16 protein-coding genes are annotated in these 15,108 nt (G+C 70.5%); 7 read left to right on the top strand and 9 right to left on the bottom strand.

From position 1 onward, the window contains the following. Positions 1–125: 125 nt before the first annotated feature. From ACFVWD_RS20000 to ACFVWD_RS19975, 6 genes are all read left to right on the top strand, one after another. Positions 126–341 carry a hypothetical protein gene (locus ACFVWD_RS20000; RefSeq protein WP_389597683.1) on the top strand — a complete coding sequence of 72 codons (216 nt, stop codon included), beginning with the start codon at positions 126–128 and terminating at the stop codon, positions 339–341. Then, positions 338–643, top strand: a complete 306-nt coding sequence (locus ACFVWD_RS19995; RefSeq protein ID WP_389597682.1) for a hypothetical protein — start codon at positions 338–340, stop codon at positions 641–643. The genes ACFVWD_RS20000 and ACFVWD_RS19995 overlap by 4 nt, the downstream gene beginning before the upstream one ends. A 143-nt stretch (positions 644–786) precedes the next feature. Beyond that, positions 787–1,101 carry a DUF6247 family protein gene (locus ACFVWD_RS19990; protein WP_389597681.1) on the top strand — a complete coding sequence of 105 codons (315 nt, stop codon included), beginning with the start codon at positions 787–789 and terminating at the stop codon, positions 1,099–1,101. Further along, positions 1,098–1,337 carry a hypothetical protein gene (locus ACFVWD_RS19985; protein ID WP_384914677.1) on the top strand — a complete coding sequence of 80 codons (240 nt, stop codon included), beginning with the start codon at positions 1,098–1,100 and terminating at the stop codon, positions 1,335–1,337. The genes ACFVWD_RS19990 and ACFVWD_RS19985 overlap by 4 nt, the downstream gene beginning before the upstream one ends. 233 nt (positions 1,338–1,570) lie before the next feature. Then, positions 1,571–3,652 carry a pectinesterase family protein gene (locus ACFVWD_RS19980; protein WP_389597679.1) on the top strand — a complete coding sequence of 694 codons (2,082 nt, stop codon included), beginning with the start codon at positions 1,571–1,573 and terminating at the stop codon, positions 3,650–3,652. A gap of 233 nt (positions 3,653–3,885) precedes the next feature. Beyond that, a complete protein-coding gene (locus ACFVWD_RS19975) occupies positions 3,886–4,590 on the top strand; it encodes a response regulator transcription factor (protein ID WP_389597677.1) in 705 nt (234 codons plus the stop codon). Here ACFVWD_RS19975 and ACFVWD_RS19970 read toward each other — a convergent pair. The 4 genes from ACFVWD_RS19970 to ACFVWD_RS19955 all read right to left on the bottom strand — a co-directional run bounded on the left by ACFVWD_RS19970 (position 4,566) and on the right by ACFVWD_RS19955 (position 8,806). Continuing rightward, a complete protein-coding gene (locus tag ACFVWD_RS19970; RefSeq protein ID WP_389597676.1) occupies positions 4,566–6,320 on the bottom strand; it encodes an ABC transporter ATP-binding protein in 1,755 nt (584 codons plus the stop codon). The genes ACFVWD_RS19975 and ACFVWD_RS19970 overlap by 25 nt on opposite strands. A gap of 92 nt (positions 6,321–6,412) precedes the next feature. Next, positions 6,413–6,553 (bottom strand): hypothetical protein, encoded by a 141-nt coding sequence (locus tag ACFVWD_RS19965; RefSeq protein ID WP_389597674.1) that lies wholly within the window; start codon positions 6,551–6,553, stop codon positions 6,413–6,415. A 71-nt stretch (positions 6,554–6,624) separates the two neighbouring features. Then, on the bottom strand, positions 6,625–6,762 hold the full coding sequence (locus tag ACFVWD_RS19960; protein WP_167552123.1) for a hypothetical protein: 138 nt from the start codon (positions 6,760–6,762) through the stop codon (positions 6,625–6,627). Positions 6,763–7,006: 244 nt separating this feature from the next. After that, positions 7,007–8,806 carry a bifunctional metallophosphatase/5'-nucleotidase gene (locus tag ACFVWD_RS19955; RefSeq protein WP_389597673.1) on the bottom strand — a complete coding sequence of 600 codons (1,800 nt, stop codon included), beginning with the start codon at positions 8,804–8,806 and terminating at the stop codon, positions 7,007–7,009. 270 nt (positions 8,807–9,076) lie between these two features. Here ACFVWD_RS19955 and mshD point away from each other — a divergent pair, with 270 nt between their 5' ends. Continuing rightward, positions 9,077–10,003 (top strand): mycothiol synthase, encoded by a 927-nt coding sequence (gene mshD, locus ACFVWD_RS19950; RefSeq protein WP_389597671.1) that lies wholly within the window; start codon positions 9,077–9,079, stop codon positions 10,001–10,003. 94 nt (positions 10,004–10,097) lie between these two features. Here the strand turns inward: mshD and ACFVWD_RS19945 are convergent, their stop codons facing one another. From ACFVWD_RS19945 to ACFVWD_RS19925, 5 genes are all read right to left on the bottom strand, one after another. Further along, positions 10,098–10,685, bottom strand: coding sequence for an ABC transporter (locus ACFVWD_RS19945; RefSeq protein ID WP_389597670.1), 588 nt, complete (start codon positions 10,683–10,685; stop codon positions 10,098–10,100). 203 nt (positions 10,686–10,888) lie between these two features. Further along, a complete protein-coding gene (locus tag ACFVWD_RS19940) occupies positions 10,889–12,463 on the bottom strand; it encodes an ABC transporter permease (protein ID WP_389597668.1) in 1,575 nt (524 codons plus the stop codon). Next, positions 12,460–13,320, bottom strand: a complete 861-nt coding sequence (locus ACFVWD_RS19935; RefSeq protein ID WP_389597667.1) for an ABC transporter ATP-binding protein — start codon at positions 13,318–13,320, stop codon at positions 12,460–12,462. Before ACFVWD_RS19935 ends, ACFVWD_RS19940 begins: the two co-directional genes overlap by 4 nt. Then, positions 13,317–14,270 (bottom strand): zf-HC2 domain-containing protein, encoded by a 954-nt coding sequence (locus ACFVWD_RS19930; RefSeq protein ID WP_389597781.1) that lies wholly within the window; start codon positions 14,268–14,270, stop codon positions 13,317–13,319. The genes ACFVWD_RS19935 and ACFVWD_RS19930 overlap by 4 nt, the downstream gene beginning before the upstream one ends. A 167-nt stretch (positions 14,271–14,437) precedes the next feature. Then, positions 14,438–14,980 (bottom strand): RNA polymerase sigma factor, encoded by a 543-nt coding sequence (locus tag ACFVWD_RS19925; protein ID WP_060895010.1) that lies wholly within the window; start codon positions 14,978–14,980, stop codon positions 14,438–14,440. Positions 14,981–15,108: the final 128 nt, after the last annotated feature.

Below are 15,108 nucleotides of genomic sequence, written 5' to 3'. Positions count from 1 at the left end.
TGAAAAGGAGCGCCGACATGGCCGAACGTATCGCGGGATTCTGCGAGTTACTACTTCTCGCACTCGTGCACGCATTGCTTCCCGCCCGAGGCCGCCACCGGGCAGCTCCGGCCCAACTGCCGGACGTGGACAGGTCTCCGGCCCCCTCCACCCCCGTGCACCGCCCCGTCCACGCTTGGCCCTTCGAGCGGGACGCCCACCTCGTACGCCCGTATCTCCTCACGGAGGAAGAGCGCCGCGCGCGGCGATCGCAGCGGCAGCGCCGACGTGCCCTCTGGCTGGCCGTGCACGGAATCGCCGTCGGCCCACGCCACATCCACGGAGTGGAGGTGTCTGCGTGAAGAACGCCGCCGGAACGCCCGAACGGCTGCGGCTGCTGCCGTGGACGACCCCTGAAGGCAAGCCCTGCTACCTGAGCACCGACAGTGACGGCAGCCGTCTCTCCCTGCTCGCCGACGACATCGAAGCGGCCCAGCTGGACTCCGGCGAGCAGGTGCTGGCCGGAGCCAAGGCCATCCTCGCCGACCCCAAGGCCGGCGAACGCGCGGTGCGCTTCGCGCTCACGAGGGCAACGGAGTCCCTGACGGACGTACTACGCATCGCCATCAGCCGAGGCGAACGCACCCATGGGGACGAGCGGTGACCAGGACCGCCACACACCGTGACCGCCCCACCCTGCCAACACCCTCATCCTCCAGCACTCGGCACCCAGCACCCTCTACCGTGGAGGTCCGGTCACGACACACCGCCCCCGCCGGAGAAGAGAAACCGATCATGGCTCACGAGGTGGATCCGAACTCCTGCGAGAGAACGCCCGAGGCGATCCGTGCGGCCTTGCAGAGGCGTCCGGACTGGTTGCAGGCCTTCGAGCAGGACTGGCTGAGCGCGGCGGCGGACTTCGATCAGGCGGCGCTCGACGCCGTGACCGACAAGTGGTTCCCCTTCGCCTGTGCGTGCGCGACACCCGGATATCTCGACGACGTGGAGCAGACCGTCAAGCGGATGACCGAGGGCGATACCGAAGGCATGGTTTTCCGCGACGCGGACGGGAACGCCTACGACGCCGACAACCACCCCATCGACGCAAGCAGGCGCGGGTGAGCGCGTACGCGATCAGGTACGCCGACCGTGCGGCTCAGCGTAAGGCCGCGCTGCCCGCACCTCAGCGTGCGTCACTGGAGGAGTTAGAGAAGCGCCTCAGCCTCAACCCGTTCGGTGCCCCGGCGATCAGCAACCGGGACAACAGTTGGTCGGCCTCGTTCAAAGGCGGCTTCATCACCTACGTCGTATCGAACCACCACGTCGTGATCAACGTCGTGGATCTGGTGGCGCTCTGATCGTCCCTTCCGCCCCGCTCACTTCGGCGGGTCGACAAACCGTCGGGCCATGCGGAGGGGTTCGGTCCGGAGGGTGTCGTCAGCGAGGGCCACATGAGTGAACAGCACCGCGCGCCCCCGTCCCTCACCGGACGGGGGCGCGTTCGTGTTGCTTCACCGCGGCAACCTTTCCTCCCCCGGTGGCGACTGCCTCGTGACGGACCCCCTCCACAGCACTCGAACGGGACCACCACGTGACTGAGATCCGCAAGGCGCGCCACCGCAGACGCAGAACCGCCGTCGTCGTCGGTGTGCCGCTGGCCCTGACCGCCGCCGGAGCGATGGCGTACGGCACGGTGTTCGGACTCTTCGGCGACGACGCCCAGCCGAAGGCGTCGGCCGCGACGAACACCCCGGCCTGGGCCACCGAGGCCGCCGACGGTTTCGCCTCCGTCCACGCCATGGGGCAGAACGGCACGTACGGCGGCCGGGACGGCAGGACCGTCACCGTGAAGACCCTCGCCGACCTGGAGAAGTACGCGACCTCGGCCGACCCGTACGTCATCGTCGTCGCCGCGACGATCACCATGGACCCGGTCGGCAAGGAGATCAAGGTCGCCAGCGACAAGACGATCATCGGCTCCGGCACCGCCGGGCAGATCGTCGGCGGCGGCTTCTTCCTCGGTCAGGGCGTGCACAACATCATCATCCGGAACCTGACCATCCGCGACGCGTACCAGGGCATCTGGAACGACAAGGAGCACGACTTCGACGGCATCCAGATGGACGGCGCCCACCATGTGTGGATCGACCACAACGACATCCGGCACATGGCCGACGGGCTCATCGACAGCCGCAAGGACACCACGTACCTGACGGTCTCGTACAACAGGCTGAGCAACGAGAACAAGGCCTTCGGCATCGGCTGGACCGCAAACACCACGGCGGACATCACGATCCACCACAACTGGATCCGCGAGACCGAGCAGCGCAACCCGTCCACGGACAACGTCGCCCACGCCCACCTCTACAACAACTACCTGGAGGACGACGCGGGCACCGCCATCACGTCCTCGTACGGCAACTACGCGCGCGGCAAGACCAACATGGTCCTGGAGAACAGCTACTTCCAGGGCATGAACAACCCCGTCATCCGGGACAGCACCGCGACCCTCGTGCAGCGCGGCAACGTCTTCTCCGGCACCACCGGCCGTAACGAGAGCGGCGGCAGCGGTACGCCGTTCGACCCGAAGACGTACTACAAGTACACGCTGGACAAGGCCGCCGACGTGCCGGCGCTCCTCAAGTCCCTGGCCGGGCCGCGGACTTCGCTCGGCACCACGTCCGCCACGCCGACCAGCAGTGCCCCGACCGTCACCGGCAAGACCCTCACCGTCGCCCAGGACGGCTCCGGGCAGTACAGGACCGTGCAGGCCGCCGTCGACGCCGTACCCGTGAACAACACCGCGCGCGTCACGATCTCCGTCGAGCCGGGCACGTACCGCGAGACGGTGAAGGTCCCCTCGAACAAGCCGCACATCACCCTCCAGGGCTCGGGCGGCAGCCGCAAGGACACGGTGATCACCTTCGGCAACGCGGCCGGTACGAAGAAGACCGACGGCTCCACGTACGGGACCACCGGCAGCGCCACCGTCGCCGTCGAGGGCGACGACTTCCAGGCCCGCAACCTCACCATCGCGAACGACTTCGACGAGGCGAAGAACCAGAGCGTGGTCGGGCACCAGGCCGTGGCCCTGCGCACCGGTGCCGACAAGGTCGTGCTCGACGGTGTCATCGTCAGCGGCGACCAGGACACCCTGGAGATGGAGACCCCCGGCTCGGACAAGCCCGGCCGGGTCTACGTCACCAACTCCTACATCACCGGCAACGTCGACTTCGTCTTCGGCCGCGCCACCGCCGTGATCAACAAGTCGGTCATCAACCTGAAGAAGCGCTGGGACGGTTCGTCCGCCGGTTTCGTCACCGCGCCCAGCACGCAGGCGAACCGCAAGGGCTTCCTGATCACCCACTCCACGGTGACCGGCGACGTCGCCGCGGGCTCCTTCTCTCTCGGCCGCAACTGGCACGCGGGCGGCGACGCCGCCCTCAGGCCGCAGACGACCGTCCGTAACTCCACGCTCAGCGCCGCGATCCGGTCGAACCCGTGGTCCGACATGGGCGGCTTCTCCTGGAAGAACGACCGCTTCGCCGAGTACAAGAACAGCGGCGCCGGCGCGGGCGCCGCGAGCGGTGAGCGACCGCAGCTGACGGACGCGCAGGCCGCGGGCCAGTCGATCGCCGACTGGCTCGGCGACTGGACGCCCACCGCCTCCTGACGTCCACCGGGACCTCGTGACGTCCACCGCTGCTTCCTGACGTCCATCGCAGTTTCCTGACGTCCATCGCAGTTTCCTGACGTCCATCGCAGTTTCCTGACTCCCCGGGAGGCCGGGGGGCCTCCTGGGGAAGGCCGGGTCTTTCCGGCCGGGGAGGCTGGGCGCGGACACCGCCCAGCCTCCCCACACCCCTCTCCAAGCCCTCCCACAGCGCCCCGTTACACGTTGGGGGGATGGCGCGGAAGATCCTGCTGGCCGATGACGACGAGGCCGTACGTGAGGGGCTCGACCGGCTGCTCAGGTTCGAGGGCTACGAGACCGTCCTCACCGGGGACGGCCGCGAGGCCCTCGAACTGGTGGCCGGGGTGGACGAGCGGCCCGACCTGGTGCTGATGGACGTCACCATGCCCGGCCTCGACGGGCTGGCCGCGACGCGCCGGATCAGAGCCTCCGGGTCCACCGTCCCCATCCTCATGATCACCGGCCGGGACGCGGTCGGCGACCGTATCGTCGCCCTCGACAACGGCGCCGACGACTACCTCATGAAGCCCTTCGCCGCCGAGGAACTCCTCGCCCGGGTCAGGGCCTTGCTGCGCCGCAGCCCGCGGCCGAAACAGTGCGCTCCCCGTCTCGACGACCGGCTCGCCTTCGCGGACCTCGCAATGGACCGGCCCACCCGCACCGTCACCCGCCGCGACCGCGCCCTCGACCTGACCAGGACCGAGTACGCCCTGCTGGAGTATCTGCTCCGGCATCCCGCCAAGGTCCTCAGCCGCGCCCAGATCCTCAAGGAGGTCTGGGGCTTCGACTTCGAGCCGACGTCGAACACACTGGACGTGTACGTGATGTACCTGCGCCGGAAACTGGAGAGCCGCGGCGAACCGCGGCTCATCCAGACCGTGCGGGGGCTCGGCTACACGCTCCGCGCCGCCAAGTAGTCGAGTTCCGGTGCCGCGAGCCGGGCATACGCCCCGCCCCACGCCATCAGCTCGTCGTGCGTGCCCGCCTCCACCAGCCGGCCGCCGTCCACCACCAGGATCCGGTCGGCGTCGGGGGCGAGGCTCAGATCGTGCGTGATCATGATGGTCGTACGGCCCGCCATCAGCCGCCGCAGCGGCTGCACCACCCGGCGGGCGGCGATCGAGTCGAGCCCGGCGGTCGGCTCGTCGAGGACCAGGACGGGCGCGGCGCGCAGCATCGCGCGGGCGATCGCGATCCGCTGGAGCTGGCCGCCGGACAGGGTGGCCGTGCCGGGCGCGATCTCGGTGTCGTACCCGTCGGGCAGCGCGCTGATGAAGTCGTGCGCGACCGCGTCCGTCGCCGCCCGCTCGATGTCCGCCTGGGACGCGCCCGGCCTGCCGCACTCGATGTTCTCGCGGATCGTGCCGTGCAGGATCAGCGTCTCCTGGGGCAGCAGGGCCACGTTCTCGCGCAGGAACTCCAGGGACACGTCGGGCAGCGGGACGCCGTCCAGGCAGACCACGCCGGCCGTGGGGTCGTAGAAGCGGGTGAGGAGTTTGGAGAGCGTCGACTTTCCGGCGCCGCTCGGGCCGGTGACGATGACGAGTTCGCCGGGGCCCGCGGTGAAGGTCACGTCGTGCAGGGACTCGCGCTCGGCGCCGGGGTAGCGGAACGACGCGCCGTGGAAGCTGACCCAGCCGTGCACGGGCCAGTCCCGGACGGGCTCGGCGGGTTCGGTGACGGCGGGTTCGGTGTCCAGGATCTCCTGGATGCGTTCCGCGCCTGCGGTGGCGGCGGTGAGGGTGAGGCCGAGCTGCCCCAGATTGCGGATCGGCGGGTACAGGTAGCCGAGGAACGCGGCGAAGGCGAGCAACTGGCCCAGCGACATGCGCTCCTGCGAGATCTCCCAGGCACCGAGGCCGATCACCGCGAGCACGCACAGCGTCTCGACGACCTCGACGAACTGCTCGTACATCTCGCTCGCCCGTGCCCCGCGCACCGACGCCCGCATCCAGGCACGCGCCTCGCGGTCGAGCCGCTTCTCCTCGGCGCGGCGGCGGTTGTACGCCTGGGTCAGCACCACGTTGCCGAGGGACTCCTCGACGACCGAGGTGATCGCGCCGTCGGCGGCCCGCTCCTCCTGGGAGGCGGCCTTGATGCGGCCGGCGAACCGGCGGGCGGCGACGAGGAAGAGGGGGGCGAGGAGGAAGGTGACAAGGGCGAGATCCCAGCGCAGCCAGAGCGCGGCGGTGGCGTAGAAGACGGCGGAGAAGGCGGCGGAGACCGTCCCGACGACACCCGACACGACCATCTGCTCGATGGCCTCGACATCACCGGTGAGCCGCTCGACCAGGTCGCCCTGGCGGTGCTTCTGGAAGAAGTCGGGCGGCAGGTCCTGGACGTGCCGGAAGACACTCGCACGCAGGCGCAGCACGAATCTCTCCGCGGTCCACACGGCGAGCGAGTTGCCGAGGTAGCCGACGATCGCGCCGATCACGGCGACACCCAGCCAGGCTCCGGCCGGCTCCCAGAACGCGGAGAGCGAACCGGCCTTCAGGGCATGGTCCGTGAGCTGTGCGAAGAGCAGGATCGAGGCCGTCTCGGCGAGCGCGGCCACGACCACGCAGCCGATGATCAGCAGCAGCCATTTGCGGTCGCCGCGCGTCAGCGGCCAGAAGCGCGCGAATGCCTCCCGTACTTCCCGCATATCAAATCAACTTCCCTTTCCGGTCCGGAACATGGCCGAGGCGGGGCCACCGGAAACCGATAATTCCCGGGGACCCCGCCTCGTGCGGGCTGCTACTGGCCCTGACGGCTGACCGGGCGCTTCTTCGGGGCGACGGCCTTCTTCGCCACCGGGGCCGGCTTGGTCGGCCGGCGCTTCGCGACCGGGGCGGCCTTGTGGTGCTTCTTGACGGGGGCGATCTTGTGGAAGCTCATGGGTTTCCCTCTCGTAGCTTTGGCTGGTCCGCTGGTCGCGGGTGGATCTGTTAATCGGGGGTGGATCTTGCTTACTTGTTGCCGACAGGGCGGCGCCCGGGCTTCTGCGCGACCGGGGCCGGCTTCGCGGGCTGGCGCTTCGCGGGCTTCTTCGGGGCCGGAGCGGGCTTGTGGTGCTTCTTGACCGGGGCGATCTTGTGGAAGCTCATGGGTGTCTCCTTGTTCCGTGCGGGTGAATTCCCTTTGCCGTTTGCGCTGTTCGCTTTCGACATGGAAAACACTACGGGACTCCGGACCCTGAAATCGCCAATTCGGATAAGACCTCAATGAATTACGGCTGAAACAAATTTTCAGATAGACCGTGGAACCAATCCACTACTCACACAGAATTTAGGTCGAAAAAAGCGGGGCCGGTACGCATCCGCGTACCGGCCCCGCCTGTTCCGTAAGGGACTACCGCACGACCGTGATCCGGTCCGCCGCGGGCACCGGGTACGGCGCCGCGGCCGAGGAGTTGGCCGTCAGGTAGGACTCGAAGGCCGCCAGGTCGTCGCCGCCGACCAGGACGTCCCCGCCCTTGCCGAGCTCGGCGAAGCCGTCGCCACCGCCCGCGAGGAAGGAGTTCATCGCGACGCGGTAGGTGGCGGCGGGGTCGATCGCCGCGCCGTTGAGCCTGACCGAGTCGGCGACCACCCGTGCCGCGCCGGACTTCGTCAGGTCCAGCGTGTAGGTCAGGCCCTTGGAGATCTGCAGGATCTTCGGCGCGGCCTCGTTGGCCCCGCTGACCTGCTGCTGAAGTGCCGTGATCACCTGAGCGCCGGTGAGGTTCACCAGGTTGACGGTGTTGGCGAACGGCTGGACCGTGTACGCCTCCCCGTACGTCACCACCCCGTCGCCCTCACTGCCGCTCGCCGCGTAGGTGAGCCCGGCACGGATGCCGCCCGGGTTCATCACCGCGAGGTCGGCCTCGGGGTCGACGGACTTGGCGTACGCGAGCTGCGCGTCGGCGATCATGTCGCCGAGCGGGGACTCGTTACCGGCGTTGCCGATCTCGCCCGCGATGTGGCCGATGGGACGCGAGGCGATCGGGGCGGAGAGCGTCTTCCACTTGCTGATCAGGGACGTCATGTCGGCGGCCTTCGCCACGTCACGGGTGACCACGTGGTTCGCCGACTTCACCGCCGTACGCGCGATGTCGCCGGTCCAGCGGTCGTACGTCAGCGTCGTGTCCGTGTAGAGGCGGCCGAAGGACGAGGCCGACGTCACCATGCGGGGCTGGCCCGACGGGTCCGGGATGGTGCAGGCGTACGCCTGGTGGGTGTGACCGGTGACCAGGGCGTCCACGGCCGGCGTGACGTTCTTGGCGATGTCGACGATCGGCCCGGAGATGCCGTCACCGGCGCCGGGGCTGTCGCAGTCGTAGTTGTACGCCGTCGACGCGGGCGCGCCGCCCTCGTGGATCAGCGCGACGATCGACTTCACGCCCTGGCGCTGGAGCACCTTGGCGTACTTGTTGATCGTCTCGACCTCGTCGCCGAACTTCAGGCCCTTGACGCCGTCGGCCGACACGATGTTCGGGGTGCCTTCCAGCGTCACGCCGATGAAGCCGACCTTGACGCCGTTCTTCTTCCAGACCCAGTAGGGCTTGAGGATCGGCTTGCCGGTCTTCTCGTCGGTGACGTTCGCCGCGAGGTACGGGAAGTCGGCTCCCTGGAACTTCTCCTTCTTGTCGTAGCAGCCGTCCGTGGGGTGGCAGCCGCCGTTCTGCAGACGGGCCAGCTCCTTGGCGCCCTCGTCGAACTCGTGGTTGCCGACGCTCGTCACATCCAGGTCGAGCTTGTTCAGCGCGTCGATCGTGGGCTCGTCGTGGAAGAGCCCGGAGATCAGCGGGGAGGCGCCGACCATGTCTCCGGCGGCGGCCGTGATGGAGTACTTGTTGCCCTTGCGGGCCTCGCGCAGATGCGTGGCGAGGTACTCGACACCGCCCGCGTCGATCGACTTCGTCGTGCCGTCCGCCTGGAGCTCCGTGACCCGGCCGGACGATCCGGCCGGCGGCTCCAGGTTGCCGTGCAGGTCGTTGAAGGACAGCAGCTGTACGTCCTGGTAACGGCCGCTGCCGGGGTGGTGGTGCGGGGTCGACCTGTCCTGCCCTGCGCTCGCGGGCATCGCGGCGGCCAGGGCGCCGACGGTGGCCAGCCCAGCGGCGGCGGCGAGGATGCGATGGGTACGTCTGTGCCGGGGCGTCGGCGGCATGGGTTCCCCCCTGGGAGCTGTCGGAGCCGTCGGAGCTCTCTGAGCCGTGGGTGCTGCGAGAACTGCAAGAGCTGTGAGAGCTGTAGGACGGCCGTGGTTTTACGCGCACTTTAGAATCAACGCGCGTAGCGCAACAGGGGGTTCGGGGTTACAGACTGGTTGCCATCGCCTCACCACCACCTGCCGGAAGCCCCTCCGCACCCCGCCACGAGCCACATCGACTCCGCGCAACTCCTTGTCCGCAAAACACCGCGCCGTACCCTCGTATCCATGACCAGCGACGACTCCGCGCCCCACGCCCTCACCCGCTCCATCGAGACCCACACCGCGCTCTCCCCGGCCCAGGCCGAGGATGTGCTCCGGCTGCTCGCGGAGGCCGCCCGGGCCGACGGGCAGCAGGCGGTCTCCGAGCAGGGCCGGCTCCAGCTGAAGGGCGGCGCCCGCGAGGGCGTGCGCCATCTGCTGCTGAACCTCGGCGACGAGCTGATCGGGTACGCGCAGCTGGAGGACACCGACCCGGTGGAGGCCCCGGCCGCCGAACTGGTCGTGCACCCGGCGCACCGCGGCCACGGCCACGGCCGGGCCCTGGGCTCGGCCCTGCTCGCCGAGTCCGGCAAGCGGCTGCGCGTGTGGGCACACGGCGGTCACTCCGCAGCCCGGCATCTCGCCCAGGTCCTCGGCCTCACCCTCTTCCGCGAACTGCGCCAGCTGCGGCGGCCGTTGACCGACCTCGACCTGCCCGAACCGAAGCTCGCGGACGGCGTACGTGTCCGCACCTTCGTGCCCGGCCAGGACGACGCGGCCTGGCTCGCCCTGAACGCCGAGGCCTTCGCCCACCACCCCGAGCAGGGCTCCCTCACCCAGCGCGACCTGGACGACCGCAAGGCGGAGGTGTGGTTCGACCCGTCCGGGTTCTTCCTCGCCTTCCGCGGCGAGGAACTCGTCGGCTTCCACTGGACGAAGGTCCACGCCGAGGAGGGCCTCGGTGAGGTGTACGTCCTCGGAGTCCGCCCCGGCGCCCAGGGCGGCGGCCTCGGCAACGCCCTCACCACGATCGGGCTCCGCCACCTCGCCCGGCAGGGTCTGCCGACCGCCATGCTCTACGTCGACGCCGACAACAAGGCGGCCATGACCGTGTACGAGCGGCTCGGCTTCCGCACGCACGAGACGGACCTGATGTACCGAAGCGAGTCCTGACCGTCGGTCCGCTGTCCCCGTCGGTCCGCTGTCCTTGTCGGTCCGCTGTCCTTGTCGGTCCCGTGTCCCTGCTGTCTGCGCCCGCGTCTTCGTGTCACCGGTGAGCGAAGACGGCGGGCCGCCACGTCCTTAGGGGTTCCACGCTGGACCACGCCCCGGCCAGCGCCGCCGTGACCAGGACCACCGCCCATGCCTGGTGGGCGCCGTCCCAGCGCGGGTCGGACGGAGCGGGGAAGAGCGTCCACCGGTGGGGGAGCAGCAGCGGTGCCAGCACCGCCATGGCCAGTAGTCCGACGCACACCGCGCCTCCCTGCTCGGCCCGGTTGGTGAACCGCACCATGACCGCCGCGGCCGCCGTCGCGAGCAACGCCGTGGCGGCGGCCTCCAAGGTCACGGCGCCCACCGGCGGCCGGGCCTGCTCCGGTATGAGGAACAGCGCGGCCGTCCACCAGAGCACGGCCGACGGGGCGACGAGCGCCACCCTCAGGCCGACCCGCACAGGACGCCGGGTCGGCACCGCCGCGGTGATGTGCCGGGCCGGATCGTCCAGCAGGAAGGCCAGGCCCAGAGCGAAGGTGAGCGCGGCGGCCCGCAGGAGGTTGAGGCCGGCTCCCGTGTCGAGCCGTAGGGAGAACAGCCGCGGCATCCCGGCGAGCAGCAGCCCCAGTACGGCACCAGTCACCAGCGCCCTCCGGGGGAGGGTGCGCCAGAGGGGACGGAGAAGGGCGCGGGCCACGGTGAACGGGCGCCCCCGGGACGGAATGCCGGCCCCGGTCACCCCACTTCCCACCGTTCCCGCCGTTCCCGCCCTTCCGGCGCTCTCCGCACCCCCGGTGCTTCCGGCACTCCCCGCGCTTCCGGCCGTACCTGCGTCGTCGAGCACGGTCACTCCTCGCATGTCTTGACGTTCAGCGCGCCCGGGCCGGTCGGCGCCGGGACTCCCAGCAACTCAGCCACCTGGGCCGTCGTCGTCTTGGGGGAGGTGAGCTCCGCCCAGTGGGCCTTCACCTTGGGGATGACGCTGTAGCGGGGCTTGCGCAGCAGCTCCTTGATCACCTCTGTCTGTGCGGCGTTCATGGAGACCGGGTTCGTGGGTGCGAGGGCGACCCCTCCGCCGTTGATGGAGTCGTCGATACGGAGATGGCGCAGCACGGTCAGCGGGTGGGACTCCGAGCCCAGCGCCAGCCACATGATGATCACCGCGCGGGCGTCGCACACTTCGCCGCTTGACGTCTCGTCCCCCGTCACCAGAACCGAGGCCACCCCCACGGCGAACTCCGGGATCCGGTTGCCGCCCCATCGTGTGGTGACAGTCACCGCCCCTGGCGCTTTGGCCGGGTCGAGCGCGGAGTCGCCCTCCAGGCCGTAGCTCGCGTTCGCCCGCTGCCGTACGGTCAGCCGCTCGGCCGCGGCCGGGCCGCCCGCGAGGGACTGGACGCGCTGGACCACCTCGGCCCAGTCGGCGGTCTGGCCGGTCCACTCGGGGTAGGCGCAGTACATCGACCTTTCGCGCGAGACGCAGGTCTGCACCTTCTCCGGGGTGGCGGACGCCTTCGCGCGGGCCGTGATCAGCGCGGCCGAGTCACCCGGGGCCTGCCCCGCGATGCCCTGGGCCATCGCGGCGAGGGCGAGGACCGTGATCGCCTTGATCCTGGGCGTACGACCGCCGTTGATCAGCAGTGCGAGGCACAGCAGCAGCACGATGAGCCCCACCAGATACAGCACGTGCCAGGCGGCCGGGCGGCCCAGCAGGCCGGAGGGCAACGGGTGGGCGCCTTCCTCGGTGACCACCGGTGCCAGCCATCGCACCCAGTGAGTGCCCTGTGTGCTCGCGGACACGAGGGTCGTGATGACGTACATACCGATGATGAAGGGCGGGACGACGAACGCGAAGGGGATCGACCGTGCGACCAGGACGCCGAGGGCTCCGGCGAGGAGTATCGACAGCGGGCCCACGAGCAGTTCGGCGACCGAGCCGTGGCCGACCGCGCCGGGCTTCAGGGCCGCCCAGGTGAACTCGAACCCCACGACCAGCGCGGTGAAGACCGCGAACGGCACGGCCGACAGGGCGTGGGCCAGCGAGCGCCGCCACGGCTCCATGACCAGCACGTCGAAGTGCTGGTCGGTGCCGTGCCTGCGGGAGCGGAGCACGGCGCGGTTGATGCTGACGAACAGCACGAGGGCGAGGAGCAGGGGGGCGCCCTGGGTAGAGCGGTCGACATCATGGAGGACCGGATAGTCGTCCATGCCCTCCCGGCCGTTGAACATCCCCCAGCCGGTGTAGGCGACGTACAGGAGGAGGAAGACGAGTACCGGGATCTGCATCAGCAGTTCGCGTGCCTCGAAGCGGGCGAGGGCGATGACGGCCCTCGTCCTGTTCGAGTGCAGGTCCCGGGCGGGCGGCTCCACCCCCGTGGGGGCCGCCTCCTCCACGACCGTGCGGGTCACCAGCTCGCTCATGCCGCCACCTCCGCCGGCTCGCCGTCGAGAGTGAGCAAGTAGCCGTCCTCCAGGGTTGGTTCGAGGAGATCGGCGCCCTTGGGCGGGTCGCCGACATTGCGGAAGGAGCCCGTGCCCATACGCCAGCCGGCTCTCGCGCCGGGGTCGCGGGCCGTACTGCTCCACACCCGCCCCGCCGCCCGCGCGGTCAGCTCGGCCGGGGTGCCTTCGAAGCGGATGCCGCCGCGGACCATGACGATCACGCGGTGGCAGAGCATCGCGACGTCCTCGGTCTGGTGGGTGGAGAGCAGGACCGTGCGGCCCTCGCCTGCCTCGGCGATCATTTCCCTGAACCGCATGCGCTGTTCGGGGTCCAGGCCGACGGTCGGCTCGTCCAGGACGAGGAAGCCGGGGTCGCCGACCAGCGCGGCGGCCAGCCCGACCCGCTGGCGCATACCGCCCGACAGCCTCTTGATGCGCTTGCCCCGCACGTCGGACAGGTCGACGGTCTCCAGCACGCGCCGCACCTCCCGGTGCCGGGCGGAGCGGTCCGTCAGCTCCTTCAGGATCGCCACGTAGTCGACGAACTCGAAGGCCGAGAAGTCCGGGTGGAATGCCGGGGTCTGCGGCAGATAGCCCAGCGCGCGCCGCACGTCCAGGCGGCCCGAGGACGTGCCGGGGTCGTGCCCGAGCACCGTGAAGGCTCCCCGGTCGGCGGGCACGGCGGTGGCGAGCACCCGCAACAGGGTGGTCTTCCCGGCGCCGTTGGGCCCGAGCAGCCCGGTGACGCCCTCGCTCAGGCGCAGGGAGACGTCGTCGAGGGCGACGGTCCCGCCGTACCGGAGGGTGAGCCCGGAGGCGGAGACGGTGGGGGTCATGCGGCGCTCCTGTCGGAGAAGTCGGAGTGGTCGGCGAAGAGGGTGTGCGCGGGGGAGAAGTCGAACCGGTCCCGCACGAGATAGAGCAGCCCGGCGGCCAGTACCGCGACCGCACCGGCCACGCCCTGGCCGAGTGCCGTGAACGGCGCGAGGGTGCCGCCGTGGGCCTTCGCGTGGGCCACCATCAGCAGCGTGACCCACGCTCCGCCGACCAGGCAGGGCGGGAGGACCGGCCCCCAGCGGGCGGTCAGTGCGAGCCCCGTCCCGGTGAGGGCGAGGGCGGGCAGCAGCCAGGCCAGCGCGCGCAACCCGTAGGCGGGGAGTGCGAGGGTCGCGAGGCCGTTCAGAACGAGGCCGGTGGCGAGCACGGCCACCGTGCGGATCATCAGCAGCCGGAATCCGTGGAGGGGTGACACCACGGCCATCTCGTACGTCGGGTCGAGCACCGGTCCGTAGGACAGCGCGACACCGGCGAGCGGGAGCAGGGGGGCGAGGGCGAGGAACAGCGTGGGCGAGGCCGCCCGTCCGGCGTCGGTCGCCACCACCGTCATGAGGAGCACGAGGGCGACCGCGGCCAGCCAGGAGCGGCGCAGCACGGGCGTGGCCGCCAGCAGCCGTGCCGTGTGGTCGGCGACGCCGATCCGCACCAGCAGCGACTCCAGCAGCCGTGGTCGTGGCGCGTCCAGCTCGGCGTCGAGGCGCTCCCATCCGGCGTCCAGGACGACCGGATCGCTCACGGTGGCGAGCGCCTCCCGGCAGGGCGCGCACGCCACGAGGTGGGTGTCGACGGACCAGAGCCGGGGCGGCGCCAACTCGCCCCGCGCATAGGCCCGGAGGTCCTCGGCGTCCGCGTGCCACCGCCCGTCCGCGGAGCCGCCGACGCCGGGCGCGGGCCGATCGGCGTCACTCGCACCCGCACCGGACGCGCCTCGACCGGCGGCCGGGTCCATCCCGCCACCGCCCGTGCCACCCGTACCGGATGCACCGCCCGTACCGGATGCACCGCCCGTACCGCGCGTGCCGAAGGCGGCCGCGCCCTCGTCCAACCCGCTCATGTTCTCTCCACCCCCACCCATGTCCCGGCGGTCTCCGCCGATGGCCTCGTCATCTCCGCCGCTCATGCCAGCTCCTCCCGCAGCTGCTTGCGCGCCCGCAGGGCCCGCGTCTTGACCGTGCCGGGTGGAATGCCGAGCAGGACGGCCGCTTCCCGGGTCGTGAGTCCGTCGATCACCGTGGCCTGGAGGACCGCGCGCAGCTCGGGCGAGAGCCGTATCAACGCGCCCGCGAGGTCGCCGTGTTCGACCCCGGCGAGGACGCGCTCCTCGGCGGAGGCCTCGTGCCGGTGGCGGAAGCGGGCCAGCGTCTGGCGCAACCGGCCGCGCGCGCCGTCGCCGCGCAGTGTGTCGATCAGCCGCCGCGAGCCGATGCGCCACAGCCAGCCCGCCGCGTCGCCCTCCTCCCGGTAACTCGCGGTGCCGCGCCAGATGGCGAGGAAGGTCTCCTGCACGACGTCGTCGACGACCCCGGCATCGGCGCACCGGCCGCGCAGCCGCGCGGTCAGCCACGGCGCATACCGCCGGTACAGCTCCTCGAAGGCGCGACGGTCCGTGTCCGCCGCGATGGCCCGCAGCAGCTCCCCGTCGCTTCTCGTTTCCCTCACATCCCCTCATCGGACCAGCCCCGCCGATCGGTTCACGCATCCGGCATCGAATTTTCCGGGCTCGCCTCAGCGGCTTCCCGGCCCGCCTCCGCGGCTTCCCGGCTCACCACCGCGACGTCCCGGCCCGC

Source organism: Streptomyces sp. NPDC058086 (assembly GCF_042885015.1).
Lineage (GTDB): Bacteria > Actinomycetota > Actinomycetes > Streptomycetales > Streptomycetaceae > Streptomyces.
Note: the sequence above shows the minus strand (reverse complement) of the source record. Positions and strands in the feature narration are given on the sequence as shown.